The sequence below is a fragment of the Desulfofundulus australicus DSM 11792 genome (assembly GCF_900129285.1).
GTDB lineage: Bacteria > Bacillota > Desulfotomaculia > Desulfotomaculales > Desulfovirgulaceae > Desulfofundulus > Desulfofundulus australicus.
On sequence record NZ_FQUW01000028.1, the window covers coordinates 15,298 to 41,427 of the forward strand.

Consider the following 26,130-nt stretch of genomic DNA (forward strand, 5'->3'; position numbering starts at 1 on the left):
ATGCCGGAAAACGGCGGCAAGCCGCGGCTACCTGCGGGCCCCGGAAGCGGCAAATTTTTGTCTGCCGGGGGAGGAATTTTTTCATTCCACGCGAATAACCATGATAAAGGCCCATTTGCTTCTTCAAGGGGAGGGGAAGGCAATGTATTACCCGGGGGAAATCAGGACGCCCGGACTGGAATTAATTCTTATTTTACTGCGCGTGGTTTATTTTGCCGGGATGCTCTTTTTAATTGCCGGGCTGGGCGTTGCCCTGCAGGCGCCCGCCGTAATTACCGGGGTGGTGGCGGGTATTGCCGCCTGGATGCTCCTTTCCAGCGGCCTCTTTGAGGTGACCACCTACCGCTGCCCCAACTGCGGACATCTCAAGCGAACCGTTAAAAATTTCGGCTCCTACCGCTGCTCCAGCTGCGGGCAGGAAAGCTACATCCAGGGCATGTAAAAAAACATGGTCCCCCCAGCGGGGACCACATTTATTTTCCGCTTCCCGGGCGGCTGCCCGGGGCTGCGCCGTCAGGCCAGCCCCGCCACATCCGGGGGGACGGTCAGGGCCTCCCCATCATCCCCGGCCTTCCCGGCAGCGGGGAAGCTTTCCTTTTCCTTATCTTCCGGCAGGGAGCTTATATTCATAAGGTCGTACCACAGGCAGTAGCCCAGTACCCCTTCCAGGGCCCAGAAAATCCCCAGCGCCCTCAACAGCGGCGGCCTGGCCAGCGCGGCCAGCGCTGTACCTCCCAGGATGCGGGCCAGCCGGTCCACCGGCCCCACGTTCTGCTTCCTCCACATTCCATTTCACCCCGCTTTTTAGCTTGCACGCCCGGAAAACAAACTATGCGAAAGCGCATTAAAAACACCCCCCGGTCAAACACTAAGGTCAGCCAGATTTAACGCAGCACAACTGCCAAGGAGGGGATACGTGTGGAAACGGCCCCGATTCCCGCCGGCCAGTGCCAGCCCGTCCCGCAGCCGGGGGAGAAAAAGGTCAAAATATGGATTAACGATCAGCCCGCGGAAGTACCTGAAGGCATGAATTTGCTGGAGATCTGCCGCTCCCGGGGCATTGAAATACCCAGCCTCTGCTACCTTCCCGGAATTCACGAGGCGGGAATCTGCCGGGTCTGCCTGGTGGAGGTGGAAGCCAACGGCCGGAGATCTCTCCAGGCGTCCTGCGTTTACCCGGCCAGTGAAGGCATCAAGGTGTACACCCACAGCCCCCGGGCCAGGCGGGCCCGGAAAAGGGTGGTCGAGCTGCTGCTCTCGGAACACGGGGGGGAATGCCCCACCTGCGTGCGCAATCTCAACTGCGAGCTGCAGCGCCTGGCCGATGAGATGGGCATACGCAGGGTAAGGGTCACCGGGGAGAGGCGCCGGTACCCCGTAGCCAATAAAAATCCCTTCATCATCAGGGACTACAACAAATGCGTGCGCTGCCGCCGCTGCGAGGCGGTCTGCCGGGAGGTGCAGGGTGTCGGCGTCCTGGGGCCGCGCAACCGGGGCTTCGACCTGGTCATCGGCCCGCCCTTCGGCAAGGACCTGGGCGAGGTGGACTGCATCAGCTGCGGGCAGTGCGTGATGGTCTGCCCGACAGGCGCCCTCACCGAAAGGGAATACATCGATGAGGTCTGGCGGGCCATTGAGGACCCGGACAAATTTGTGGTGGTGCAGGTGGCCCCGGCCATCCAGGTCACCCTGGGGGAGGCCTTCGGCCTGGGCACGGGAACAATTGTCAGGGGAAAGCTGGCCGCCGCCCTGCGGCGCCTGGGTTTTGACCGGGTTTTCACCACCGAACTGGCCGCGGACCTGACCATTGTGGAAGAAGCCCACGAGCTGCTGGAGCGGCTGAAGGGACACGGCAAGCTGCCCCTTATTTCCTCCTGCAGCCCGGGGTGGGTGAAATTCTGCGAGCATTTCTACCCCGAATTCGTGGATAACCTGAGCACCTGCAAGTCCCCCATGGAAATGTTCGGCGCCCTGGCCAAAACCTACTACGCGGAAAAAGAAGGCCTGGATCCCCAAAAGATGGTGGTTGTGGGGGTCATGCCCTGCACGGCCAAGAAATTTGAAGCCGCCAGGCCCGAACTGGTCACCCGGGGCCTGCGGGATGTGGACTACGTTTTAACCACCCGGGAACTGGCCCGGATGATCCGCCAGGCGGGGATCCGGTTTGATGAGCTGCCCGACGAGGAATTCGACCAGCCCCTGGGGCTGTCCACCGGAGCCGGCGCCATTTTTGCCGCCACCGGGGGGGTCATGGAAGCGGCCATACGCACCGCCTACGCCCTGGTGGAGGGCAGGGATCTCCCCACCCGGCTGGAGTTCAAGGAATTTCGCGGCCTGCGCGGCATCAAGGAAGCGCGGTTAAAACTAAAGAACCAGACCCTGCGCCTGGCCGTGGCCCACGGCACCAGAAACGCGCGGCGCCTGCTGGAACGGCTGAAAAGAGGAGAAAAATTCCACTTCATTGAGATCATGGCCTGCCCGGGAGGATGTGTGGGAGGGGGCGGCCAGCCCATCCTGGGGCGGCTGAACCGGCGGGAAGCGGATATGGTGGAGCGCCGCATGCAGCGGGCCCAGGCCCTCTACAAAATCGACATCAATAAAAAATTCCGCCGCGCCCATGAAAACCCGGCGGTGCAGCAGATCTACCGGGAGTTCCTGGGCCATCCCCTGAGCGAGAAAGCCAGGGAAATCCTGCACACCCACTATACCCCCCGGAAAAGGGCCATGCGCCAGCTCCTACACTAAAAAACACAAAAAAACATTTTTCGTTGCCAGAGAAGGAATAAACCGGTAAACTATTAATATATCACCGGGCACCGGTGAAAAATTTTCTGCCGGAGGTTAACCCATGCGTCGCAAGTTGCTTCCCCTTCTCCCCGGCGCCGTTATCGGCAACGGCCGCATGCTGGCCACCCTTAAAAGCAGCGGGGAACTTTACCGCCTGTTCTGGCCCCATATAGACCAGGCCCAGCATCTCGGCCAGTTCTTCACGGGTATACGGCAGGTGGCCCCCACCCCGGAAGGGGTGTGGTGGCTGCACGATGCCCCCTGGTACGGCGAGCAGCGCTACCTGAACGAAACCCCCGTGGTTCTCACCACCAGGCGCAGGGACCACCCGGGCCTCCTGGTGGAGCAGGCGGACTTTATCCTGCCGGAAGAAGACGTGCTCGCCCGGCAGTACCGGGTGACCAACCTGTCGGACCGGGCACGCTTCTTTAATCTGGTGATCTACTGCACCTTTCTCATTGACGAGTCAGCTTTATACGACACCATGTACCTGGAATTCTCCCACCGGGCACTGATCCAGTTCCGCCGCAACATCTTCCTGGCCCTGAAGCTCCCCGGCTACCCCCTGGTGGGCTACCACACCGGCCGGCGGGACACCCCCGGCGACCCCCTGGCGGCGGCCGGCCGGGGTGAGTTCTACGGCGAGTCCTATACCCTGCGGGCCGGAGCCGGGGCCCTGGCCTGGGAGCTGGGCGAAATCCAGCCCGGGGAAACCCGGGAGGCAACCCTTTACCTGGCCGCGGCCTCCACGGAAGCCGCCGTTCTCGAGCAACTGGCCAGGGCGGCCGCCAGGCCGGGGCAGGAATGGCGGGAAGAAACGGAGGATTACTGGAAACGCTGGCTGGAACAGCGGCCCGCGGCCGGGAACGGGGGAGCGGAAGAAGCCGCCTTCCGGCGCTCCCTGATGGTTTTAAAGCTCCTCACCAGCAGGGAAACGGGAGCCAGCATCGCCGCCCCCGAATTCGACCCCTTCTACACCGGCTGCGGCGGGTATGGCTACTGCTGGCCCCGGGACGGTATGTACACGGCCCTGGCCCTGGACGAGGCCGGCTACCACCGGGAAGCCAGGGATTTTTATCTTTTTGCCGCCCGGGTGCAGAACGGCGACGGGAGCTGGCAGCAGCGCTACTTTACCAACGGCTTCTGGGCCCCCACGTGGGGAAAGCAAATAGATCAGGCCGGCGCGGTTTTATGGGGCTACCACCACCACTTCCAGCTGACCGGCGACCATGAATTCCTGCGGGAAATCTGGCCTTCCGCTTCCCTGGGGGCCGGCTACCTGGTGGAACACCTTTCCCCCAACGGCCTGCCCGAGCCGGGGCTGGACCTGTGGGAAGACAACTTCCTCCAGAGTACCTATGCCGCGGCGGCAATTTACGGGGGGCTGAAGGGCGCGGCGGCCCTGGCCGGCATCATGGGGGCCACCGGAAAGGCGGAGGAATGGGACAGGGCAGCACAAAACATACGGGAATCCATCCTCAGCCGCCTCTGGAACCCCGACCGGCAGTGCTTCCTCCGGGGCATCAACCGCCGGGTCGGCTCCTCCGACTACCACTGGGCCCTGAACCGGGGCGAGAAGGCCTGGAGGGACAGGGACCCCGAGGGGCTGTACGAAATTTTCTGGCTGGAAAAGGACGCCCGCATTGACGCCGCCGTCCTGGGGTTAGTCTTTCCTTTTGGCGTGCTGGAGCCGGGCCACCCCTTAATGGACGCCGCCATAAAAACCATATCCCGGGTACTGGGCAATGAACGGGTGGGCGGGATCCACCGCTACGAGATGGACTGCTACCAGGGCGGGAACCCCTGGATACTGACCACCCTGTGGCTGGGTATTGTCCACGCCCTGCGGGGAGAGGAAGAGGCGGCCCGCGCCCTCTACCGGTGGGCCCTGGACAACGCCGCCCCCACCGGCCTGCTGCCCGAGCAGGTGGACAGGGAAAGGGGCGGCCCGGCCTGGGTGCTGCCCCTGGGGTGGTCCCACGCCATGTTCATCCTCCTGCACCTGGCCCTGGAGGGAAAATTATCGGGCCAGGAAAGGGTCTGAAAAGCCGCCGGAGACAGGCGTTCCGGAACATGAAAAATCGATGGGGTGATCTGTATTGCGGGGAGATATAGAACCCTTGAGAAACATACCCATTTTTGCCGGGCTTTCCGATGAGCAGCTGGCGGAGATAGCCCGCCTGGTACTGGACAGGAAGTACCGCCGGGGGCACATCATTTTCATGGAGGGGGAGCCGGGGGAAGCGTTCTACATACTGAAATCCGGGCGGGTGAAGATTTACAAGCAGGATGAGGAGGGCCGGGAGCACATCCTGCACTACATCAACCCGGGCGAGGTTTTCGCCGAGGTGGTCCTCTTTGACGGCGGGGAATACCCGGCCTGCGCCGCCGTGGTCGAAGACGCCCACGTGGGTCTGATCCGCAACCGGGACATGGACGCCCTCATCCTCAAGAACCCTTCCATCGCCCTGGCCCTGCTCAAGGTCATGGCCCGACGCCTGCGGGTGTCCCAGCGGCAGATCATGGAGCTGGCTTTAAAAGATACCACCCGCCGCCTGGCCAGCGTGCTCCTGGAGCTGGCCGCGGAACACGGCGAGCCGGAGGGGGACGGCATCCGCATTACCATGCCGCTGACCAACCAGGAACTGGCCAACCTGGTGGGGACCTCCAGGGAGACGGCCAACCGCATCCTCGGTGAGCTGCGCCGGGACAGGGCCGTGGCCGTCAGCCGCCAGGGCATTGTGATTTACAGGGAGCGCCTGAAAACCTGGCTGTAAAGCCATCCAGAAAAAGAAAACCACGGCCTTGTGGCTGTGGTTCTTTTTCTCCAATTACCTATCCCGTTAATGTTGCTTGAGCCTTTCCAGCTCCTCCAGCAACCTGTCATTCAACACCCGGATGTAGGTGCCCTTCATACCCAGGGACTTGGACTCAATAACCCCGGCACTTTCAAACTTGCGCAGGGCGTTCACAATTACCGATCTGGTAATGCCCACCCGGTCGGCAATCTTGCTGGCCACCAGCAGGCCCTCGTCCCCGTCCAGCTCCTCAAAAATATGCTGCACGGCGTCCAGCTCGGAATAGGACAGGGTGCCCAGGGCAATCTGCACGGCAGCCCGCTTGCGGGCCTCCTCTTCCATGCGGTCGGCCCGGGCCCTCAGGATCTCCATGCCCACTACGGTAGCCCCGTATTCGGCCAGGATTAAGTCCTCGTCGGTAAAGTTCACCCCAAACCTCGCCAGGATAAGGGTTCCCAGCCGGGAACCGGCGCCCACGATGGGAACCACCGTGGTCACCTTGTTATTGAACTTGCACCGCTGATTGTGACTGAAGACGCATGCATTCTCAGTCTGACAGAAGTTGGCCTGCGTTTCGCTAATGCGCAGGAGGTTTTCATTGTACTCCTCGGGGAAACCCTCGGGAGACTCCACCATTTCCCGCATGATATCGCAGGTAAAGTTCTTCATAAAAGCATAACCGAGGGCCTTCCCCCGCCGGTCAATAATATAGACATTACAGCCTATATTTTCACTCAAGGTGACGGCCATCTCTTTATAATCTACCGGGTAACCGGCGGACTTCTGCAGCAACTTGTTCAAAGCTCGGGTTTTTTCCAGAAGGTTGCGCATGCCTGCACTCCTTTCTTATAAAATGTAGCGACTCAGATCTTCGTTCTTTACTATGTCGCCTAGCTTCTGCTGGACGTAATCCCGGTCGATGGTAATTGTCTGCCCCTGCAAATCCGGCGCATCAAAGGAGAGATCCTCCAGCAACTTTTCCATGATGGTGTGTAACCGCCGGGCACCTATGTTCTCCGTCTGCTCATTTACAGTATAAGCTATTTTCGCGATTTCGACAAGAGAATCTTGTGAAAATTTTATGTTGACGCCCTCAGTGGCCAGTAACGCCGTATATTGCTTGATTAAGGCGTTTTCCGGCTCTGTAAGGATCTGGAGAAAATCCTCTTCCGTCAGGCTGGACAGCTCCACCCGGATGGGGAAGCGCCCCTGCAGCTCGGGGATGAGATCCGAGGGTTTGGACATGTGGAAGGCCCCGGCAGCAATGAAAAGGATGTGGTCGGTCTTCACCGGGCCGTACTTGGTCATCACCGTGGACCCCTCCACAATGGGCAGGATGTCCCGCTGCACCCCGCCCCGGGAAACATCGGGGCCGGCTCCCCCTTCCCGGCTGGCAATCTTATCGATCTCGTCCAGGAAGATGATGCCGTGTTCCTCCGCCCTTTTGATGGCGTCGGCAGTCACTTCGTCCATATCGATTAACTTCTGGGCTTCCTGCTGGGTGAGTATCTTCCGGGCTTCGGCCACCGTCACCTTGCGCCTGCGCTTCTTTTTGGGGAAGATCCCCCCCAGGATATCCTGGATGTTGATGCCCAGCTCCTCCACCCCGGAGCCGGTAAACACCTCCAGGGTGGGAATGGTATTATCCTCCACCTCAATTTCCAGGTACTCGTTCTCCAGCTCGCCCCGGGCCAGCTTCTGGCGCAGGGTCTCCCGCTCAAACTGCACCCGCTTGATGCGGCTCTCCTGCATGGGATCCGCTTCCCCGCCCTGCCGGGCGCCGCCAAAGGCGGTGCCCCAGAGGGCCTCCAGGGGATTGCGGGGCGTTTCCTGGCGGGGCATGGGGGCAAGCAGTTCAATGATCCGCTCCTCGGCCATCCTGGTGGCCCTGTCCATCACCTTTTCCATCTTTTCCTGGCGCACCATGCGGATGGACGTTTCCACCAGGTCGCGCACCATGCTTTCCACATCGCGGCCCACATAGCCCACTTCCGTGAACTTGGTGGCCTCCACCTTGATAAAGGGAGCCTTCACCAGCCTGGCCAGACGGCGGGCAATCTCCGTCTTCCCCACCCCGGTGGGGCCGATCATCAGGATGTTCTTGGGCACCACTTCGTCCCGCAGCTCCTTGGGCAGGCGGCTGCGGCGGTAGCGGTTGCGCAGGGCGATGGCCACCGCCCTCTTGGCCTCCCTCTGCCCCACCACATATTTGTCCAGCTCGGCTACAATCTGGCGCGGAGTAAGGTCTTCCATCCCGTTTCTCTCCTTAAAAAAGAATAGGATTACAGCTCCTCCACAGTAATCCTGTCGTTGGTGTAAACGCAGATCCCCGCGGCAATCATCAGGGCCTCCCGGGCAATTTCCCCGGCCGGGAGGTCCGTGTGCCTGACCAGGGCCCTGGCCGCGGCCAGGGCGTAAGGGCCTCCCGACCCGATGGCGGCAATGCCGTCATCGGGCTCGATGACCTCCCCGCCCCCGGAAAGCACCAGCAGGTGCTGCCGGTCGGCAACCACCAGCAGGGCTTCCAGGCGGCGCAGGAATTTATCCATACGCCATTCCTTGGCCAGCTCCACGGCGGCACGCTGGAGCTGCCCGGAATGGGCTTCCAGCTTGCCTTCAAATTTCTCGAACAGGGTGAAAGCATCGGCCACGGAACCGGCAAAACCGGCAATGACCCGGTCTTTATATAACCGGCGGATCTTCTTCGCCTGGTGCTTCATGATGGTGTGCTGGCCGAAGGTCACCTGGCCGTCCCCGGCCATGGCCACCCTACCGTCCCTGCGTACCGCAATAATGGTCGTACCGTGAAACATAAGCTACCTTCCTTCCCCGGGCATCAACATAATATTGTATACTTCCCGCCTGCAAAATGCAACCTTCAGGCCCTGGGATGGGCGCGGCGGTAAACTTCCTTTAAACGCTCCCTGGTAACATGGGTGTAGATCTGGGTGGTGGACAGGCTCACGTGCCCCAGCAGTTCCTGCACGGCCCGCAGGTCGGCCCCGTTGTCCAGGAGGTGGGTGGCAAAGGAATGGCGCAGCATGTGGGGGCTCACCCGCCGGTTCAGGGATACCTGGCGCACATATTTATCGATAATCTTCCTCACTCCCCGCGCCGAGAGCCTCCGGCCGCGGTAATTGAGGAAAAGGGCCTCCCCCGAACCCGCGGACACCAGGGCCGGGCGGCCCTTTTCCAGGTAATTTTCCAGGGCCTGCACGGCACAGGCGCCGATGGGCAGCAGCCGCTCCCGGGCCCCCTTGCCGGCCACCCTGATGAACGCACGCCCCAGATCCAGGTCGCCCAGGTTCAGGGCCACCAGCTCCCCCACCCGCATGCCGCTGGCATAAAGGGTCTCCAGCAGCGCCCGGTCCCGCAGGCCCAGGGGGGTGTCCACCGGCGGCGCCTCCACCAGGACCCGGCACTCATCGGCAAAGAGAAAGCGGGGCAGCCTGCGCTCGATTTTCGGGGAGGACAGGCTGGCCGCCGGGCTGGCCGGCAGCACTTCCTCACGGGTTAGATAACGGAAGAAAGAGCGCCAGGTGGCCAGCTTGCGGGCAACGGTGGCCCGGGCAAACCCGCAGGACTGCAGGTGGGCCGCAAAGGCCCGCAGGTGCTGGCGGCTGATATCGCCGGGCAGGAGCCGGTGATCGGGCTTCCCCAGGAGGCGGGAGAAGAAATCCAGCCCCTGGAAGAGGTCCCGCTGGTAGTTGTCCAGGGTATGGGGAGAAACATTCTTCTCCAGCTGCAGGTAATAAAGGAAACCATCTATGTAAGGGTACAAAACATCTCCCTCCCGCCTTTAAATACCTTTTTCCCGCTTCCACCTTTCCAGTGTCTTAAGCGCCCGCCCGGCCAGGGCCAGGTTGCGCCGCCGCCGGTCCCGGATGTGTTCCTCCAGGGGGGGAAACAGGCCGAAGTTGACATTCATGGGCTGAAAATGCTTCGGGTCCGCGCTGGTGATATAATGGGCCAGGGAACCGTGGGCCGTTTCCCGGGGGAAGACCACGGGCCGCAGGCCCCGGTAAAGCCGGGCGGCATTGACCCCGGCCATCAGACCGGAAGCGGCCGACTCCACATAACCCTCCACCCCGGTCATCTGCCCGGCCAGGAACAACCCGGCCCTTTTTTTGCACTCGAAGGTGGGCGCGAGCAAAACCGGCGCGTTGACATAGGTGTTCCGGTGCATGACCCCGAAACGCACGAACTCCGCCTCTTCCAGGCCCGGGATCATGCGGAAAACCCTTTTCTGCTCGTCCCATTTGAGGTGGGTCTGGAAACCCACCAGGTTGTACAGGGTGCCGGCGGCATTGTCCTGGCGCAGCTGGACCACCGCGTAGGGCTGCTTTCCCGTGCGGGGGTCCACCAGGCCCACAGGCTTGAGGGGCCCGTAGCGCATGGCGTCCTTCCCCCGCCGGGCCAGGACTTCGATGGGCAGGCAGCCCTCAAAATTCACTTCCTTCTCAAATTCCTTGCGGGAGGCCCTTTCGGCGGTGGCCAGGGCCTCCTGGAAACGCTCGTATTCCTCTTTGTTCATGGGGCAGTTGATGTATTCCCCCTCCCCCTTGTTGTACCGGGAGGACAGGAACACCTTGTCGAAATTGATCGATTCCCGGGTGACAATGGGCGCCACCGCATCGTAAAAGTAAAGGTAGTCCTCCCCCGTCAACTCCCGCAGGGACCTGGACATGGCCTCCGAGGTCAGGGGGCCGGTGGCCAGCACCACTATCCCCTCCCCGGGGAGGGCGGTGACCTCCTCCCGGCGGACCTCCACCAGGGGGTGGCCCTCCAGCACCTCCGTAACCGCCCGGGCGAAACCCTCCCGGTCCACGGCCAGGGCACCGCCGGCCGGCACCCTGTGCCTGTCGGCGCAGGCCATGATCAGTGAATCCAGGAGGCGCATTTCTTCCTTCAGCAGGCCCACGGCGTTTTCCAGGGCGGCCGCCCTGAGGGAATTGCTGCACACCAGTTCGGCAAAAAAGCCCGTATGGTGGGCCGGCGTGAATTTATGGGGGCGCATCTCGTAGAGAATCACGGGCACGCCCCGCCGGGCCAGCTGCCAGGCTGCTTCCGCGCCGGCCAGCCCGGCGCCTATAACCGTAACTGCTTCGACCATCAGCTTCTTCCTCCAGTTTCTCCGGTTGCCGCGGGGCCGGACTCTTTTCCCGCCATAATTGATAACGTGTCGCCGTCCCAGGGCTTAAAGGAAGGCTCCTTTTCTTCCGCCGGCTCGCTCCCGACCGCCACATCCCGGGCAGCTTCACCGTTGGAGCCCGCCTTTTCCCTGGTGACCCGGTACCGGCACTGTTCATTGATGCATTCCAGTACCTCCCGCTCACCCCGGCCCCTCTTCACCACCAGCATATCCCCGCAGCGGGGGCAGTTTTCACCGGCGGGCTCATCCCAGACCATGAAATCGCACTCCGGGTAGCGGCTGCAGCCGAAAAACCGGCGGCCTTTCTTGCTGCGCCGCACCACCAGCTCGCCCTTCTTGCACCGGGGGCAGGGTACCCCGGTGGTCTCCAAAAGGGGCCGGGTGTTCCGGCACTCGGGAAAACCGGGGCAGGCCAGGAACTTCCCGTAGCGGCCCGTCTTGATGACCATGTTCCGGCCGCACTGCTCGCACACTTCCTCGCTGACCTCGTCGGCCACGGCCACCCGGCCGATTTCCTCCTCGGCCCGGGCCAGGGTTTCCTGAAAAGGACCGTAAAAGTCCCGGACCACCTGCACCCAGTCCATCTCCCCCTCCTCTATCCGGTCCAGGCTCTCCTCCATCTGGGCGGTGAATTCCACATCGATGATGTCGGGGAAGTGCCTCTTCAAAAGGTCCACCACCACCATCCCCAGTTCGGTGGGAACCAGCTGTTTCTTCTCCCGCACCACGTACCCCCGCCTGATAATGGTCTCCAGGATGGGAGCGTAGGTGCTGGGGCGGCCAATCCCCTTTTCCTCCAGTGCCTTGACCAGGGTGGCATCGGTATAGCGGGGAGGGGGCTGGGTGAAGTGCTGTTTGGGCGTCAGGGACTCCGCCTCCAGAGCCTCCCCCTCGGAAAGGGCGGGCAGAACCCCTTCCTCTTCCCTGGCCTCATCATCCCGTGACTCCTCATATACCCGGGTGAACCCGGGGAACGTGACCACCGACCCGGAAGCCCGGAAAATATAGCGTCCCCCGCCAATATCAACGCTGGTGGTTTCAACGACGGCCGGGCTCATCTGGCTGGCCACGAAGCGGGACCAGATCAATTTATAAAGTTTGTACTGGTCCGGCGTGAGGTACTCCTTCACGGCCTCGGGCTCCCGCTCCACGAAGGTGGGCCGGATGGCCTCGTGGGCATCCTGGATCCTCCCCCGGGCCGCCACCTGGCGGGGCTTCTCCGGGACATATTCCGGGCCGAACTTCCCCCGGATGTAATTCCGGGCATCCTCCACGGCCTGCGCGGCCACCCGGGTGGAGTCGGTACGGATATAGGTCACCAGGCCCACGGGGCCCTCCGGGCCCAGCTCCAGCCCTTCATACAGCTGCTGGGCCACCATCATGGTCTTGCGGGCCGTGAAATTGAGCTTGCGGTAGGCCTCCTGCTGCAGGCTGCTGGTGGTAAAGGGCAGGGGGGGCTGGCGTTTCTTCTCCCGGCGGGTTATCCTGACCACCCGGTAGGAAACCCCCCGCAGCTCCTTTAAAATTTCCTGCACCTGGTCCTGGGTCTTAATCTCAACCTTTTTATCCCCGGCCTTGTAGAGCCTGGCCTCAAAGGGATCCTTACCCCGGCGGGTGAAGACGGCCGTCAGGGTCCAGTATTCTTCCGGGACAAAGGCGGTAATCTCCTCTTCCCGGTCGCAGATCAGCCGCACCGCCACCGACTGCACCCGCCCGGCGGAAAGGCCTTTCTTCACCTTGCGCCACAGGAGGGGGCTGAGCATGTAGCCCACCAGCCTGTCCAGTACCCGGCGGGCCTGCTGGGCATGAACCCGGTTGTAGTCGATGGGCCGGGGTTCCTTGACGGCATTCTGCACGGCCTGCCTGGTGATCTCATTAAACTCAATGCGGCAGGGAGAATTTTCGTCGATTTCCAGCACGCTGGCCAGGTGCCAGGCAATGGCCTCCCCCTCCCGGTCGGGGTCGGAGGCCAGCAGCACCCGGTCGGCCTTCTTGACCGCGGCCCTGAGCTCCTTAATGATCTCCCCCTTGCCCCTGATGGTGATGTACTTGGGCGTAAAGCCGTGCTCCACGTCCACCCCGAACTGGCTCTTGGGCAGATCCCGCACGTGCCCCATGGAAGCTTTAATGGTATATTTTTTGCCCAGTAATTTACCAATGCTTTTGGCCTTGGCAGGTGATTCCACAATAACCAGCGTTTTGGACAAAGACGTCCACCTTCTTTTTTTTCGATTTAACCATATATATTAACCGCGCGCATCTTTTTTAAAAATGTATGAATTATTACCGGCTTTAGAACCGCAAGGACCTCCCGCTCCTGGCGTAAAGCCGCCCGGGAAACTGCCTTACCAGACCCTTGACTTCCAGAAACATGAGCGCGGAAAGCACCTGCTGCACAGCCAGCCCCGTTTTTTCCACCACCACATCCACCGGCAGGGGCTCCGTGGAGAGCGTCCCGTAAACGGCTTCCTCGTCGGCGGTAAGCCGGGGAAGGGCCGGCGACTGCCGCTCTCCGGCGGGGAAAAGGCAGGTCATCCCCAGCTCCTCCAGGATATCTTCCGCGCCCTCCACCAGCCGGGCACCCTGCTTGATTAACTGGTTGGGGCCGCGGCTCTGGGGGCTGGTTACCGGGCCGGGAACGGCCATAACCTCCCGCCCCTGCTCCAGGGCCAGGTCGGCGGTAATGAGGGCACCGCTTTTTTCCGCGGCTTCCACCACCACCGTGGCCCGGGACAGGCCGCTGATGATCCGGTTGCGCACGGGAAAATGCCAGGCCTCGGGAGGGGAACCGGGAGGGAACTCGCTGACCACCGCCCCGGAGCGGATAATCTCCTCCATCAACCGCCTGTTTTCCCGGGGGTAAACCACATCCACACCGCACCCCAGCACAGCCACCGTCATCCCCCCGGCCGCCAGGGCCCCCCGGTGGGCGGCGCTATCAATTCCCCGCGCCATGCCGCTTACCACGGCCAGCCCCGCCCGGGCCAGCTCCTCACCCAGTTTTTCGGCCACGGCCAGGCCGTAAGGGGTGGGCCGGCGGGACCCCACCACGGCCACCGCCTGTTCCCCCAGCCGGGACAGGCTGCCCCGGACAAAAAGGGCGGGCGGGGGATCAAAAATATTCCGCAGCAGGCGGGGATACTCCCCATCCTCGATGGTAACGTATTTTATATCCTGTTCCTGCAGCCGGGCCAGCTCTTCCCGCAGGTTCAGTTCCGCGCGGCGGTGCACCAGGCTGCCGGCCATCCCCGGCTCGAGACCGCCCCGGGTGACCAGTTCCTCCCCGGAGGCCGCCCAGGCCGCCCCGGGGGACCCGAATTTCTTCACCAGGCTCCAGACGTACCTGGCGCCGCCCGGCAGAAGGTACTGCCAGCCCAGCCAGTATATTTTCCCTTCCAACAGTTTCACCCCTGGTTGAAAAAGGCATTCGGGAAGCGGCGGGTAAATTCCTCCTCTACCCGTGAATATATACTACCAGGATCAACCGCCGCGATAGCAACAAAATACCACGCCTGCAAGGAGATGGCAAGATGGGCAACCTCATAAATAAGCTGACCGCCCTGTTCAAAAAAAGGTTCCGGGGCCGTGATTCCCGGGATGCCCTCCTGCTCCTCCGGCAGGACGTGGAGCAGTTGAAAAAAGAGGTCCTCCTGCTCAGGGAACTGCTGGAAGGCCGCTGCTGGCATATAGATAAATTTCACGTCGACCGCATGGAAGTGGAACAGTTCAACATCAACCTGGAAAGCATCAATGTGGACCAGCTGGGAGGGGCGCTGAACGTGGGGATAACCCACAGCTGCCCGGTGGGCGGGGGAGGCCCGGCAGACCCGCCGGACCCGCCGGATCAACCCGGGGAAAAGCAGGGCTACAGCTTGACCTTCCGTCCCCGACCTTAACCCGCCGCCCCGGCCGCCACCTTTAAAACGCCGTCCAGGTCCTGCTCCAGCACCAGGAGATCCCGGAACAGGTCCCCCGTTTCCTTCAAACGCTCAAAGATGGTGTTCATGTTGAAATCCGCCGGGTCCACCTCCAGGCTGCAGACCTCATCCCAGCTCAAGGGGGTGGAAACGGGAGCCCCGGGCAGGGGGCGCAGGCTGTACGGGAAGGCCATGGTTTTGCCGCGCCCGTTCTGCAGGTAATCCAGGTAGACCCTGTCCTTTCTCCTGGGCACCGCCCGTTCCAGGGTGGTCCGGGACGGGCAGGCCTCATGGACCAGCCGGGCGATATACTCCATGGCCCGGGTGACGTGGGGGAAGGGGTAAACGGGCCGGAGGGGAATGAACAGGTGCAGGCCCCTGGCCCCGGAGGTCTTGACAAAAGCCTGCAGGCCGAACCCGGCCAGGGCCCGGTGCACCAGCAGGGCCACCTGCAGCACATCCCGGAAGGTCGCCCCTTCCGCCGGATCCAGGTCCATGACGGCAAGATCGGGGCACTCAATGTTGTCCCGGGTGGAAAGCCAGGCGTGCACTTCAATGCAGGCAACTAATGTTGGCAAAGGGGGCACATATTACTTCCGTCCCTTTTCCACAGCCACCGCTGCTGCAGCGGGTGCAAAAGCGGCATAGACAGTAACCTGGAAATCTCCACCACTCCCACTTACCGTCACCTGGCGGACCAGTGTCCTGACCAGGGCGCGTTTCTGGTCAAAGCTGAGGGTGTCTAGCATTTCCAGGCATTCCTTAGCGCGGCGGCACACGTCCTTTATCCTGGATTCGTCCGCTGCCGAACGGAGCAGTGCCGCTTCTATTTCGCGCTTGCGTGCTTCCAACCGGCGTTCCCGCTCCCTGAGCTCGTTCAGCAGTTTTGTCGAATCACTGTCAAGGTCAGCCAGGCCGGACGCCAGCGCCCGGAGGATGTTACTCCTGCCCTTCCGAACTTCAGACAGACGTTTCTCTACCCGCTCCAGGTCGGCCCGTAAATTTTCCGGTTCCATACCATTTTTAAGTTCGGCGGCCAGGGCTTCGGGGTCGTTCAGCCAGGAAATCACCAGATCCCATACGGCAGCCTCAACTCCGTCCGCACGCAGCAGCTTCCTGGGCCTGCACCCCTGCTTGTGCGGGTCGGTGTAATCCCGGCAGCAGGTATAGTAGCGGTCCTTTTTGCCCGACTTCCGCCTGTGACAGATCCCATGCATGGGGTTACCGCAATCGGTGCAGGTAATTATGCCCGACAGCAGGTAGTTTTCCTTCGACCAGCCGGAGTATTTGCGCCGGGCTTCAGCCAGCTTTTCCTGCGCCCGCTCCCATGTGACGGCATCCACCAGGGGCGGTACGGGGACAAATATCCACTCGGAAGTCTTCCTGTCCTCCACTTTCTTTCTGGTGCCGCTGCTTTTCTCCCACCTGGCGCGGTTGTAAACCATCTCCCCTTTGTAGGCTGGGTTGCTCAATAACCTTTTGACCGCAGAACGGTGCCAAAAAGAACAGCCTTTTGGGGAGGGTATACCCATGTCTGCCAGCCGCTCGGCTACGGCACCGGGACCAATGTCCTCCGTCGTGAACCACCGGTATATCTGCCGCACTACTTCGGCCTCGGCGGGGTCCTCAACCAGCTTCCCGTTTTCCTGGCGGTAGCCGTACGGTTCCTGATATATCGGCAGGCCGCCCATCCTGGCCTTCTGGAGCTTGCACCGCACCATTCTCTCCCGAATTTTCTCCCGCTCATACTCGGAAAAAGCTCCCCTGATGGAAGAAAAAAGCCTGCCTTCCGGGGTGTTTTTCCATTCGTGGTCCAGGAACTCCAGCCTGACACCGGCCTTTTCAAACTCTTCCGTAAGCAGAAGCTGGTGTGCCAACTTGCGGGAGAGACGATCCATGTCGCGCACAATCAGGACGTCAAGACGGCCCTCCCTGACCCACTCGCGCAGCCTGGTAAGCCCCGGCCTGTCCAGGGCAGCCCCCGACTGTCCGAGATCGGAGAACACATGCACTTCAGCTTGTTCCCCAGCAATTTCCAGAGCCCTTCTCCTTCCAGCTTCTTCCTGTTCGGCTATACTGTAGCCGTGCCGTGCTTGTTCGTCCGTACTCACCCGGACGTATATGCCTATCCTCAAGCCTGCTTCGCCCCACTTTCAGGTTCTTTCTCCACGGTTTCTTTCAGGAAAGAGGCTAGCAGCGCGTAGGCACTCTGCAGCACGGTCTCTCCCGCTGCAAAGTCATACACTACCTGCACTTTCAATTCCTCCTTTTTTGGCTTCTTGGCAGGTTTTTGAACCAACATTATCTCCCCCTTTTAAATTTCACCTTTTAAGTAGTCTTATCCTGCCCCACATAAAACGGAATAAGACGTAAAAAAAACCAAAAATCTCTCCTGCAGTGGACTTTCACTACCAAGTTAACGCCCATTGCGGGCGCACATAAAAAAAAGCACGGGACTGTTCCCGTGCTTTAAACCGCAACCCGCCTCGGCGGTGCTTCCGCCGCATAGATTTCCTGTTCCCATAAAACCACCCTACCAGTCCCAAGCGACTTCCTCACGTCAATGGGCCGCTGGTTCCGGCTGCCCCGGAAGGGCAGGGACAGGTCTGCCTCCGCCTGCACAAACCGTCCGTCCACCACCACGTCGGTAAGGGCAAGCAATCGCTTCACCGCCGGGTCCGGGTGAGCTAACAATTCCTCCCACGTATAACCCGTGTAAATCCAGAGGTTCAAACCCAGCGACTTGATATGCTGTGCCACCTCCACCAGGGCCGCCGCCTGGCAGAACGGTTCTCCGCCGGAGAAAGTAATCCCGGAAACGAGAGGGCTTGATGGCAGGGAAACCAGGACGTTAGCTATGTCCACTTCCGTACCGCCACCGAAATCCCACGAGCCGGGGTTCTGGCAACCGGAACAGCGGTGCGGACACCCCTGAACGAAAAGCACGTCTCGTAGGCCCGGACCGTCTACCACCGACTCATAGACCATTCCGTTCAGGCGGAGCTTGATGCCGGTTTCCTGAACAGCCTTCCCTTGCAGAGCGACAAGGTTGTGGTGGGTTACCCGGTCCCGTAATTCTGCCAGCTTGGCCGAGTTCCAGCTGTCTGTTTCGGCCAGGTAGCCGGTTATGCGCCGGATCCGGCGGATGGGAGAAACTTCCCAGGATTTGATCACGTAATCTTCTCCGTCGATGCTGATTTCTACTTTTGACAGGCGTTTCCCCGCCCGGCTGAAACGGGTTATTTCCTCCATCGCCAGCGTCCGGGCCCCTTCTTCGGAAACACCAGGACTATAAATAATCTTTACGCCGTTAACGTGGGTAACGTCGAACATGATTAACCGCCTCCTTCTGGATATCCCTGTTAAATAGGGGCGGGTCACATACCCGCCCCAAACAACAGGTCCTCCAAACTGAGCTGCCTGTACCCTTTTGGAGCTTTCGGTACGCGCTTCCTCCGGCGCTTCGGTAGGAACGCCGCCAGCTCCAGGATGGTCGGCCGCCTGACCTCTTCCGTTTCCTCGATTTCGTCCACCGACAGACCGCAGAGTTCGAGAGTCTTCCTGGCCAGCTTTTTCTGCGCTTTAGAGAGAACCTCCAGGAACTTCGATTCTTCCACCAGCTCCAGTTTCTCGTCCAGATCTCTTTCGGCCAGTTCCTTCCACTTTTCAACGACTCCCTCATCAACAAGGCAGCCGGCAATGTCCGCCGCCAGGGACGAGGTAAGGTCGCGCCCGAACTTCGCCAGTTCCGACCGGTCAAGCCTTCCCTCGGCAAGCATGGCGTGGGCACGCTTGATCATGCAGTATTCAAACTGCGCGGCCTGCTGGGTACTTTCGTAGACCAGATAGTACACCCGGCATTCCCGGGTCTGGCCAATCCTCCACGCCCTCCTGGACGCCTGGCGGACGGTGTTTATGTCGTAGTTCAGTTGATAGAAAATAATTGTCGGCCAGGGGAGCAGATCCAACCCCACTTCCACCAGGCGCATGTTGCAGATTATAACTTTGGCCCCTTCCTCTTCCTTCTGGGCCAGCCACTCCACCCGCTTTTCGGGCGAAACGTGGCTCTCCAGGACGTGCGCCTCTATCCCGTGAGTTTCCAGGACTTCTTTTAAGCGGTGGTGCACCCCGTAGGAGTCGGTGTAGTTGCAGTAAATCACCACGCCCCGGTCTTCCGCTAAGTTTTCCCGGACCAGGCAGACCAGTTCCCTCTCTTTGGCGTGGTAATAGTCGTCCGGGAAAGCCGGAGCGTACACCACACCCAGAACTTTTTTGCCCCTGTCTTTCACGGCAACCTCTGCGCCCAGGTCGGGGCGGTCGGCATAATTTATCGTTGAAGGGATAAATTTCGCGAACGCCCCGGGCGAACCGCTCATGTAGGCGCTCATGCAGAGGTCGTAGAGTTCCCGGTGGAATTCCCTGTACTTTTCCATGTGCTCGGGGTCCATCTCCACGAACACGGGGATTTCTTTCAGCTCCACCAGGGGGAGTTCCAGGTCGCCCAGTTCGAGAAACGCCGCCCGGTGGAGGAGGTGGTTCACCACCAGCTCCGGGGCTATGCCAGGTTTCTCCCTGGCCTGGTCGCCGGACTTCTTGCGCCTGGTGACTATTCCTTCGTCCTCGTCGGACGAACGGATGACTTTCTCCAGGACGCCGTACTTTTTCGCCCAGGCCACGGTGCTGGTTTTGTGGTTGAACCCCTCCCTGATGAGGGATTTCGGGTCGGTCCTCCAGAGCAGCTCTTTTATACTGGAGGACATCCCGTTGATTAAGGTTCCCGTCAGGCACAGGGTCTTCTTCGCCGACTTTAACATCTGGGCGAAGGCGTCGCCCCTGCCGGAGTCGCGGGCCTTCGTCTGGTGCACTTCGTCCATGATGAACAGGTCGAAGTGCTTCTTCAGCTTCTTCAGGATAAAACTGACGAACCAGCGGGGCCTGTTGGGAGTCTCGTTCCTGGACTTCAGGGCGGGCCTCCACAGGGGAGTTCCGCAGGAGGGACATTTCCTGTGCTTGGAGGGGAGCTTCCATTTAGGGATGAACCCTTCCGGAAGCCCGTTAGGCTGGAGATTTCTGCACTCTTTCGGAGGCTTTCCGCAGGCGAGATCTTTCCAGGTTAAAAAGGGCCGTTCCCCTTCCTTTGCCTTGACGTAGATGTTTTCCAGCGGTTCCCCGCAGTCGGGGCAATGTCAGGCGTATTCTTTTGTGCTCCTGACCCTCTTCCATATCCCCGAAAACCAGGGTTCGGGTCCCAGTTTCGCCCTGTCCAGGCCGACCAGGACGAATTCCAATCCTTTGGGCCTGTGACCTTCCCTGACCATACGGAGATACCTCGCCGCATCCTCCGTGCTCCTGATCACGAGCACTTTCGCGTCGGGAAGCGTTTCGGCAATCTCCTTCTTCTCCCACTTGGGTATCGTCACTCCAGGAGCACACAGGAGGACGGTCATGGGTCCTTTCTTTTTCTCATAGAGCACGTTGCACACGCCCAGGGCTATTATGGATTTCCCCGTGCCCATGTCACCACAGGCCACGGCCATGTTCTGCTCTTCCAGGGTGTTGACCAACCCCTGGATGACGTGGGCCTGCGCCGGGAACGGTATCCTCTCCATCCGGCCTATGGCCGGGTGGAGTTTGTCCGTCTCCGGGTCGTGCCTCGGGCGGACGATTTTAATCCGTTCCGAAAGGACCCGGGCGTTGGCCTTCAGGTATTCCCGCATCGTCCACGAAGGGTCAAATACACCTCCGGCGTCGGATTCGGGAATCTTTAAAAGACCCTCCTTCAGTCCGCGGGTTATCGCTTCTTTCAACGTTTCGTCCGTAAGTTTGTCATGGTTGGTGTAACCATTTACGGCAGTTATCTTAGCCACCTTCAAGTCCTTCCACACATCTATGAACGGGTTCCTGACCATATTGAGTTCAGCATAGGTCAGGATTTTGTAATAGTCTTCTTCCCACTCGGGCGGTACAGGGAATTTAGCCGTTAAATACCTGCCGACGGCCTTATCGATATCCCCGTCCTCCGCCACGATAAGGGGGTTCGGAGAATTTTCGCTGAACACTGCGGACTTGTGCAGCACCACGCAGTGGTACACATCGCCCGTTTTTGATTCAATCCTCCTGTACTGGCCCCCGAGGGTGTCGAGGTATATTCTCCTCCCCGATTCGTCTTCGATGACGATTTCCCTGCCTTCGATTATGTTCGCCGACAGGCCCCAGACAGCAGAGGAAGTGCCGGCGAAGCTGGCAATGTAAAGATAACCTGCAAGGTACCCCGCAAAATGAAGGACGCACTCGAAAGTGCGCCCCGCTCCGCTGGAGTATATCTTCAACTTTTTCGCCTCCCTACTCCAGTTCGTAGATTCCTTCTGGGGTGAAAACCCGGATTGTGGTCCTGGGCCGTTCCGTCTCGATGACTTTTTCCCCTTTTTCTTCCGGGATAACCTGCCTGTCCACGACCTTTTTCGTCATGCCCACCAGAAGGTGGGTCCCCATGTTGCCCCCGATCGCACCCGCGGCTATCGCTACAGCATCGTGGGCGGGTTTCAAGGGCAGAACGGGAGGTTTTAAGCTTGACACTTTTCTGGGCATCGGGAGAAGGTATTTGATTTCTTCCCATACGGGAGATCTCACAATGTCCCCGGCCACCTCCAGGGGATCCGTGACGGAACCCCGGAAGGTGATTTTTACGGCAGGAGATTCGGGTATGAGATACGTCACGCCGTCATCAGCGTCCAGCACGGGAAGTCCTTCTTCACGGGAAAGCTCCTTCAGCCATTCCCTGATTTCCCGCGCTTCACTCCCCTGCCTGGCCTTAGTGCGCCTTACCCCGAATACCACTATCTGCTTGAATACCGGAAAGTTTTCGTCGGTGAACCTGTACACTGCCAGATCGTCAAACCTGGCGGCCAGGATCGGAGCAGCCTGGGCCAGGACGTACTGCGGGATACAGTACCCCAGTACCCCGCCGTTCATGAGCTTGCCGCTCACGGGGTCGGTCAGGTCGCGCAGGAACGTGACTTCCGCGCGCTCCCCACCCCGCTCGTTGTAGGGCGGGTTCAGCCACATGAAGGAAAACGCCTTCGGCGTCACCCGGGCTTCTTCGTAGCCGCACCTCACCACACGGTCGAGCTTCGAGCGGCATTTTCCCGCCCTGGTGGCCTCTATTTCTATACCATAGCTTGTAACATTGCCACCTTCCGACTTCAGGTGGTCGGAGGCCATTTTCAGGGCATCCCCTTCCCCGGCGCAGGGATCGATTATGTTAACTTTTGTACCGGGTTCTACCCTGAGCTTTTTACAGACAAGTTCCATTTCTTTCGGCGGAGTGGGATAATACCCGCCTTTAGCTTCAGATGCCAGTCGTGCCATGTATGAGGGGCGGATCTTCCAGCCCGCCCCATTTCCTCCTTTCAGTTGGAATGGTTTGGGCCGGGAGGCCCTACTTTATACGGCGGGAGCGAAAGCGGTAACCATGCTGACGCGCCTCCCGCCGCAGCGCTTTTCGGCACTCATCACATAAGTGCAAAACATCAGAACTTCCCCATTTGTCGTATATCACTTCACAGGCGTATTCCGCCCTGCTGTTGTAACAGCTTGGCGAAAAAATTCTCCTGCCGCAAACAAAAGCGTTATCACATAACATTTCATTTGGGGCGGACCCTCCCGGCCCGTCCCATTCCTCCTTTCGTGGAAATGGTCTGCGGGCCGGTAGGCCCTGAAAATGACAAGGACGGTCTCTTTATAGGACCGTCCTTAACTTACAATTTTTATTTTGCCCGTAAGGGAGTGTTACTGCGGCAGCACACGGGCTATAATCTCGCCAGCTTCTTCCGGCGTCCCAGCGTCAAGCAGGCTGTCAAAAAGTCCATCAAGGGTTTCAATGTCCTTGATCTGCCGTATCTTATCTTCATAGTCGATCCCAAACTTCTTCTTCAGGTACCGGATAACGGCGTCCTGGGCTTTGGCAACCATACCTTCCGCTCTACCTTCTGCTTTCGCGCCCGCCACCATGGAGATTTCGTCCCGGATGGCTTTCTCCCGTAACTCATACAGGCGGCGCTCCAGCTCGCTCTTTCTGAAAACTTCTTCAACGGTCAGGGCCTTCTTGATCGCTGGGTTCTTTTCCGCGATCACCCTCAACCCCTCCCCTTCCAGGTTGTTCAGGTACATCAGCCACGCTTCCAGCGGGTCGTCCGGGCTCCATTCGCGTCTCCGCACCTTGTTCAGTTCCAAAAAATGAATTTCCAGGTGGTCGTTCATCGGTTCCCCGGTCTCGATGTCCCGGATACGGAAGACGTGGTGGTACCGCTCGTCGGCAAACCAGTCGAAGGCCAGGATGTTGATAGTGACTGTCCTGCGCAGCTCCGAAAACTGCTGGCCGGATTTCAGCTGGCCGCCGTACAGCCGCGCCCAGTATAACAGCGTCCGCTTGTCGATGTCGAACCTGTTGGCAATCTGTATCTCGACGTTGATCAGCGACCCATCAGCCGCCTTCGCCAGCACGTCCAGCCGGGCGGCCCTGTCGAGAAGGTATTCCGGGTCGATTTCCCTGTCCAGCAGATTTACATCGGTCAACTCCCTGCCGGGCGGCAACTTGAACACGGCATTGAGAAAACCCAGCAGGGCCTCCTTACCTTCTTCAGAACCGAAGATACGTTTGAAAACATAGTCGTTGGTCCGGTTAATCCCGTCCACTCGCTTAACACCCTTTCTCCCAGTATTATACCGGGACTTGAGGGTTGCTTCAAGATTTCTCATAGCTTCCGGAGCGGACCCTCCCGGCCCGCCCCATCCCTCCTTTCTGGAATGGTTTGGACCGGTTGGCCCGTTGGTTAATTTACCTTCTTCAACCTTACGATTATTAACCTCATCCCGTGGTTATCACGGGCGACGTCTTTCGCCAGTTCTCCCCACTTCAACCCGGATTCGACGTGCCGGAGCGTCCGGGCTTCGACGGCAAACCTGCCCAGGTAGGAAGGGCCGCCCCAGTCGCGCACTCAGACATCGATTTCCGTGCCGCGTGGGTATTTCTTGATAATATCCTTCACCGTTATCATGAATTGCGGGGCGGACCTTCCCGGCCCGTCCCATCCCTCCTTTCTGAAAAATTGAACCTCCCCCCACTAAAGTGGGAGGATTCCACCAGCAATAACCGGTGGGCAGCCCCGTTCAACTAGAGCCACTTGCGAAAGAGCCTTCCGTGCGACGTGGACTGGCGTCTGAAAGACATACTCACCCTGCGCGTGGCAAGGATTTCAGCCGTTCCAGCGCCTCCTTGAAAGGAGCGCCGCCTTCCAGCTCTTTGCCCAAACGGTACAGGTGGTGGGTCTTGATCCCCTTCACCTGCTTCTGGAGATAGGCCCAGTGCGCCCAGTGGTGCCGGCGCCTTATCTTCTCCGGTAAGGCCGCCGACAAGACCGGTGGGACCTTCTCCTTGAACCCCATCCCCCGCCGGGCGATAACTAATGCCGCCGCAACGTGAATGGGGATACCTCTCTGCGCCATGTATTTCAGCTTGCCCACGACCGAGGTGTAGGCCGGCTTCACCTTGAAAACGGCCACGCCCTCCCTATCAGCCCGGGCGATTATGGCGTTTGTCAATGTCCGATAAGCAAACAGGGTAATTTTCCGGTTCCTTTTCTTGTTTCCGTACTTCAATCGGAACTTCGAATCAGTGGTGTCCAGGTCCTCAATGATGATGGGCTTCTCTTTAAGCTTGGCCACCTCCACGATATCGATGGCCACCCGCTCCAAAACCTTGACCGCCTGGCCCTTCGTTAAACCGTCCAGATTGTAAGGAACAGTTAACCAGTCAACAAGGTTCCCGTGCCGGTCTGTTTCCGCCAGAGCCGCGTGGTCATAATTCATGTCCAGGCCGATCACGCCGTCGCCCTTGTAGTAGTTGATGTAAGGGTTTTTGGGCACGTCCACGGTAACTTTAAAAACATAGTACTCCCCGTGGTCCTCAATGGCCCAGGCAATCGGCTTTCTCCTTTCACTCTGGAAGACGAGGGCGGCATCCACTTCTTCCTGGCCGTACTTGAAAACAACCGGCACTTTCACTGCAGTCCCGTCCGGCAGGTCGAAGGTGAGTGTTCTTGTCCTCACGTCGTATTTAAACACGAAGTTGCCGTACTTCGCATCCAGCCGGCCGGATATGCGCAGGGAGGAGTACCGGGCTTTCCACCACTCTTCCAGCCACAGTTCGTGGTCGTTTTTGTACTTCTCCACGGTAAACTGCTTTCTGAAGAGATCCTTTGTACCGAAAACGCAGCCCTTCAAAAAGCCGCTTTTGAGCTTTTCCAGCTCTCCTTCGAGACAGGTAACCGAATATTCGATAAGTTTTACCCGGTTTTTCAAACTCTTTATTTCCGGGCGCAGGTACCGGTGTTCGAAGTCATAGGTATTGAAAAAAACAAGGGACTCCTTTTTGAAGTCCACACTGATGACGCCGGATTCGTGCTTGACGATGTTGGAGCCGCGCCAGGTCTTGAACCTGCCCTTCTTTACCGCAGAAAGCAGTCTTTCTAAACGATTGATCCGCTTGTTTAACTCTTTTACCCTATCTTTTTTAACGTCGATCTGTTCCTCTTTGCCGGCAATGTACATTTTCTGCAGCTCTTTTTGGGAGGTTATCTGTGCCCTGGCTTCTTGAACGGCAGAGTTGGCCCAGTAGTCGTTGAAACCGAAGAGCTCTTTTATCTGGAGGTGCACTGAAGGGTCGTGAGTTACCCTGCAATTGTGTTCAGCCAAAAGCATCCTGTACGCCTTATGCTTGGCCCGGTTGAAGTCAATTAAGGCGTTGGTAATGGAGAATACCTGCTTCGTAGTAAGCGTATTTTTGTAGACCCGGTTGGAAAAGTATGTCTTTTCCATGAGTATGCACCTCAGATAGATTCTACAGAATAGGCAGTGTTAGTACAAGTGTTTGGAATACATGAGTTTGCCGCCTTTCATCCCCCCATTGAAATGGGAGGTATTCTCGGCGGCATTAATAAAGCCCCACCAGCCTAAAAAAGGCACAGTGAGGCTTTTGGTCCCGTGTTTTTTTCACTTTCTCCGGCCTCTTAAAAGAAGCCGTAAAAAGAACACTTTTCCTCCGGTATCTTAAAAGTACCGGCAATCAAAATTAATATACGACGACTTAATTTTACCACACCAGTTATCAAAAAACAAGTCTGGGTTAAGGGTGGATAGCGTCAAGTCACTGTAGGAAATAAATCGAAAAGGAGTTACGAGTGCCAACCGCCACATGGGCTTTAGGCTGATTTGATTGCACGTAAAATCTGAGCAAGACTAGTGGTCGGCCCTTTCAACGCTGGAATATTGCCCAACGTCTCAAACGGTGGCCGCTCCAGCAATTTCCGCTGCTGTTGTAGACTTGTTTGGCATACTTTGAGAACAGTTACCGGTTTCCCGAGTTGTTTAAGGTATTGCTCTTTTATGTTAATGCCGTTGGCTTTCAATACTCGAATTC

The 26,130-nt window shown here is 59.2% G+C and carries 23 protein-coding genes and 1 pseudogene; 5 read left to right on the forward strand and 19 right to left on the reverse strand.

Features of this window, described 5'->3' with window-relative positions:
- Positions 1-142: 142 nt before the first annotated feature.
- Positions 143-442: a TFIIB-type zinc ribbon-containing protein gene (locus tag BUB44_RS10815; RefSeq protein ID WP_027357331.1), complete on the forward strand. Its 300-nt coding sequence runs from the start codon at positions 143-145 to the stop codon at positions 440-442.
- A 71-nt stretch (positions 443-513) separates the two neighbouring features.
- Here the strand turns inward: BUB44_RS10815 and BUB44_RS10820 are convergent, their stop codons facing one another.
- Entirely contained in the window at positions 514-786 is a 273-nt protein-coding gene (locus BUB44_RS10820) for a YgaP family membrane protein (protein ID WP_083543208.1), read from the reverse strand.
- A 132-nt stretch (positions 787-918) separates the two neighbouring features.
- Here BUB44_RS10820 and BUB44_RS10825 point away from each other — a divergent pair, with 132 nt between their 5' ends.
- The 3 genes from BUB44_RS10825 (at position 919) to BUB44_RS10835 (ending at position 5,564) form a co-directional block, all read left to right on the forward strand.
- Entirely contained in the window at positions 919-2,745 is a 1,827-nt protein-coding gene (locus BUB44_RS10825; protein ID WP_073166206.1) for an NADH-dependent [FeFe] hydrogenase, group A6, read from the forward strand.
- Between the two features lie 103 nt (positions 2,746-2,848).
- On the forward strand, positions 2,849-4,831 hold the full coding sequence (locus tag BUB44_RS10830; protein WP_073166217.1) for a glycoside hydrolase family 15 protein: 1,983 nt from the start codon (positions 2,849-2,851) through the stop codon (positions 4,829-4,831).
- Positions 4,832-4,907: 76 nt separating this feature from the next.
- Complete coding sequence (locus BUB44_RS10835) at positions 4,908-5,564, forward strand: Crp/Fnr family transcriptional regulator (protein WP_242655959.1); 657 nt, start codon at positions 4,908-4,910, stop codon at positions 5,562-5,564.
- Between the two features lie 66 nt (positions 5,565-5,630).
- Here the strand turns inward: BUB44_RS10835 and codY are convergent, their stop codons facing one another.
- The 7 genes from codY to dprA all read right to left on the reverse strand — a co-directional run bounded on the left by codY (position 5,631) and on the right by dprA (position 14,136).
- The gene (codY, locus tag BUB44_RS10840; RefSeq protein ID WP_073166222.1) at positions 5,631-6,416 is read right to left on the reverse strand and encodes a GTP-sensing pleiotropic transcriptional regulator CodY; all 786 of its coding nucleotides are present in this window, start codon (positions 6,414-6,416) and stop codon (positions 5,631-5,633) included.
- A 15-nt stretch (positions 6,417-6,431) separates the two neighbouring features.
- Positions 6,432-7,838, reverse strand: a complete 1,407-nt coding sequence (gene hslU, locus BUB44_RS10845) for an ATP-dependent protease ATPase subunit HslU (RefSeq protein ID WP_073166225.1) — start codon at positions 7,836-7,838, stop codon at positions 6,432-6,434.
- Positions 7,839-7,867: 29 nt separating this feature from the next.
- Positions 7,868-8,398, reverse strand: coding sequence for an ATP-dependent protease subunit HslV (hslV, locus tag BUB44_RS10850; RefSeq protein ID WP_027357338.1), 531 nt, complete (start codon positions 8,396-8,398; stop codon positions 7,868-7,870).
- Between the two features lie 65 nt (positions 8,399-8,463).
- Positions 8,464-9,366: a tyrosine recombinase XerC gene (xerC, locus tag BUB44_RS10855; protein WP_073166228.1), complete on the reverse strand. Its 903-nt coding sequence runs from the start codon at positions 9,364-9,366 to the stop codon at positions 8,464-8,466.
- A gap of 18 nt (positions 9,367-9,384) precedes the next feature.
- On the reverse strand, positions 9,385-10,698 hold the full coding sequence (gene trmFO, locus BUB44_RS10860; protein ID WP_073166231.1) for an FADH(2)-oxidizing methylenetetrahydrofolate--tRNA-(uracil(54)-C(5))-methyltransferase TrmFO: 1,314 nt from the start codon (positions 10,696-10,698) through the stop codon (positions 9,385-9,387).
- Positions 10,698-12,944 (reverse strand): type I DNA topoisomerase, encoded by a 2,247-nt coding sequence (gene topA / locus BUB44_RS10865; RefSeq protein WP_073166234.1) that lies wholly within the window; start codon positions 12,942-12,944, stop codon positions 10,698-10,700. Before topA ends, trmFO begins: the two co-directional genes overlap by 1 nt.
- A gap of 85 nt (positions 12,945-13,029) precedes the next feature.
- Positions 13,030-14,136 carry a DNA-processing protein DprA gene (gene dprA / locus BUB44_RS10870; RefSeq protein ID WP_073166237.1) on the reverse strand — a complete coding sequence of 369 codons (1,107 nt, stop codon included), beginning with the start codon at positions 14,134-14,136 and terminating at the stop codon, positions 13,030-13,032.
- 131 nt (positions 14,137-14,267) lie between these two features.
- Between dprA and BUB44_RS10875 the strand changes: the two genes are divergently transcribed.
- A complete protein-coding gene (locus tag BUB44_RS10875) occupies positions 14,268-14,633 on the forward strand; it encodes a hypothetical protein (protein ID WP_073166240.1) in 366 nt (121 codons plus the stop codon).
- Here the strand turns inward: BUB44_RS10875 and BUB44_RS10880 are convergent.
- The 11 genes and pseudogenes from BUB44_RS10880 to BUB44_RS15580 all read right to left on the reverse strand — a co-directional run.
- Positions 14,630-15,232 (reverse strand): DNA polymerase domain-containing protein, encoded by a 603-nt coding sequence (locus tag BUB44_RS10880; RefSeq protein ID WP_207545653.1) that lies wholly within the window; start codon positions 15,230-15,232, stop codon positions 14,630-14,632. The two genes, BUB44_RS10875 and BUB44_RS10880, sit on opposite strands and share 4 nt — an antisense overlap.
- A 12-nt stretch (positions 15,233-15,244) precedes the next feature.
- Positions 15,245-16,789: a recombinase family protein gene (locus BUB44_RS10885; protein WP_073166243.1), complete on the reverse strand. Its 1,545-nt coding sequence runs from the start codon at positions 16,787-16,789 to the stop codon at positions 15,245-15,247.
- Positions 16,786-16,956: a hypothetical protein gene (locus tag BUB44_RS15425; protein ID WP_165611039.1), complete on the reverse strand. Its 171-nt coding sequence runs from the start codon at positions 16,954-16,956 to the stop codon at positions 16,786-16,788. Before BUB44_RS15425 ends, BUB44_RS10885 begins: the two co-directional genes overlap by 4 nt.
- A gap of 167 nt (positions 16,957-17,123) precedes the next feature.
- Positions 17,124-17,987 (reverse strand): anaerobic ribonucleoside-triphosphate reductase activating protein, encoded by an 864-nt coding sequence (gene nrdG / locus BUB44_RS16055; RefSeq protein ID WP_114362169.1) that lies wholly within the window; start codon positions 17,985-17,987, stop codon positions 17,124-17,126.
- A gap of 44 nt (positions 17,988-18,031) precedes the next feature.
- A complete protein-coding gene (locus tag BUB44_RS10900) occupies positions 18,032-19,528 on the reverse strand; it encodes a C-terminal helicase domain-containing protein (RefSeq protein WP_114362171.1) in 1,497 nt (498 codons plus the stop codon).
- 312 nt (positions 19,529-19,840) lie between these two features.
- Positions 19,841-20,983: a DEAD/DEAH box helicase family protein gene (locus tag BUB44_RS10910; RefSeq protein WP_073166253.1), complete on the reverse strand. Its 1,143-nt coding sequence runs from the start codon at positions 20,981-20,983 to the stop codon at positions 19,841-19,843.
- A 13-nt stretch (positions 20,984-20,996) separates the two neighbouring features.
- Entirely contained in the window at positions 20,997-22,022 is a 1,026-nt protein-coding gene (locus tag BUB44_RS10915; protein WP_073166256.1) for a DUF6094 domain-containing protein, read from the reverse strand.
- A gap of 420 nt (positions 22,023-22,442) precedes the next feature.
- Positions 22,443-23,348: an Rpn family recombination-promoting nuclease/putative transposase gene (locus tag BUB44_RS10920; RefSeq protein ID WP_073166279.1), complete on the reverse strand. Its 906-nt coding sequence runs from the start codon at positions 23,346-23,348 to the stop codon at positions 22,443-22,445.
- A 137-nt stretch (positions 23,349-23,485) separates the two neighbouring features.
- Positions 23,486-23,650: a hypothetical protein gene (locus BUB44_RS15440; protein ID WP_165611040.1), complete on the reverse strand. Its 165-nt coding sequence runs from the start codon at positions 23,648-23,650 to the stop codon at positions 23,486-23,488.
- 235 nt (positions 23,651-23,885) lie between these two features.
- On the reverse strand, positions 23,886-25,529 hold the full coding sequence (locus tag BUB44_RS10925; protein WP_073166259.1) for an IS200/IS605 family accessory protein TnpB-related protein: 1,644 nt from the start codon (positions 25,527-25,529) through the stop codon (positions 23,886-23,888).
- 383 nt (positions 25,530-25,912) lie between these two features.
- Positions 25,913-26,130 (reverse strand): annotated as a pseudogene (locus BUB44_RS15580) (hypothetical protein); the annotation flags it as partial.

What these genes read in the sequence shown, in the direction of transcription:
- BUB44_RS10925 (WP_073166259.1), bottom strand. Translation starts at nt 25,529, where the DNA reads ATGGAAAAGACATACTTTTCCAACCGGGTCTACAAAAATACGCTTACT.
- BUB44_RS15425 (WP_165611039.1), bottom strand. Translation starts at nt 16,956, where the DNA reads ATGTTGGTTCAAAAACCTGCCAAGAAGCCAAAAAAGGAGGAATTGAAA.
- hslV (WP_027357338.1), bottom strand. Translation starts at nt 8,398, where the DNA reads ATGTTTCACGGTACGACCATTATTGCGGTACGCAGGGACGGTAGGGTG.
- BUB44_RS10875 (WP_073166240.1), top strand. Translation starts at nt 14,268, where the DNA reads ATGGGCAACCTCATAAATAAGCTGACCGCCCTGTTCAAAAAAAGGTTC.
- BUB44_RS10900 (WP_114362171.1), bottom strand. Translation starts at nt 19,528, where the DNA reads ATGGACGAAGTGCACCAGACGAAGGCCCGCGACTCCGGCAGGGGCGAC.
- trmFO (WP_073166231.1), bottom strand. Translation starts at nt 10,698, where the DNA reads ATGGTCGAAGCAGTTACGGTTATAGGCGCCGGGCTGGCCGGCGCGGAA.
- BUB44_RS10820 (WP_083543208.1), bottom strand. Translation starts at nt 786, where the DNA reads ATGTGGAGGAAGCAGAACGTGGGGCCGGTGGACCGGCTGGCCCGCATC.
- BUB44_RS10915 (WP_073166256.1), bottom strand. Translation starts at nt 22,022, where the DNA reads ATGGCACGACTGGCATCTGAAGCTAAAGGCGGGTATTATCCCACTCCG.
- BUB44_RS10815 (WP_027357331.1), top strand. Translation starts at nt 143, where the DNA reads ATGTATTACCCGGGGGAAATCAGGACGCCCGGACTGGAATTAATTCTT.
- codY (WP_073166222.1), bottom strand. Translation starts at nt 6,416, where the DNA reads ATGCGCAACCTTCTGGAAAAAACCCGAGCTTTGAACAAGTTGCTGCAG.
- hslU (WP_073166225.1), bottom strand. Translation starts at nt 7,838, where the DNA reads ATGGAAGACCTTACTCCGCGCCAGATTGTAGCCGAGCTGGACAAATAT.
- nrdG (WP_114362169.1), bottom strand. Translation starts at nt 17,987, where the DNA reads ATGTTCGACGTTACCCACGTTAACGGCGTAAAGATTATTTATAGTCCT.
- BUB44_RS10830 (WP_073166217.1), top strand. Translation starts at nt 2,849, where the DNA reads ATGCGTCGCAAGTTGCTTCCCCTTCTCCCCGGCGCCGTTATCGGCAAC.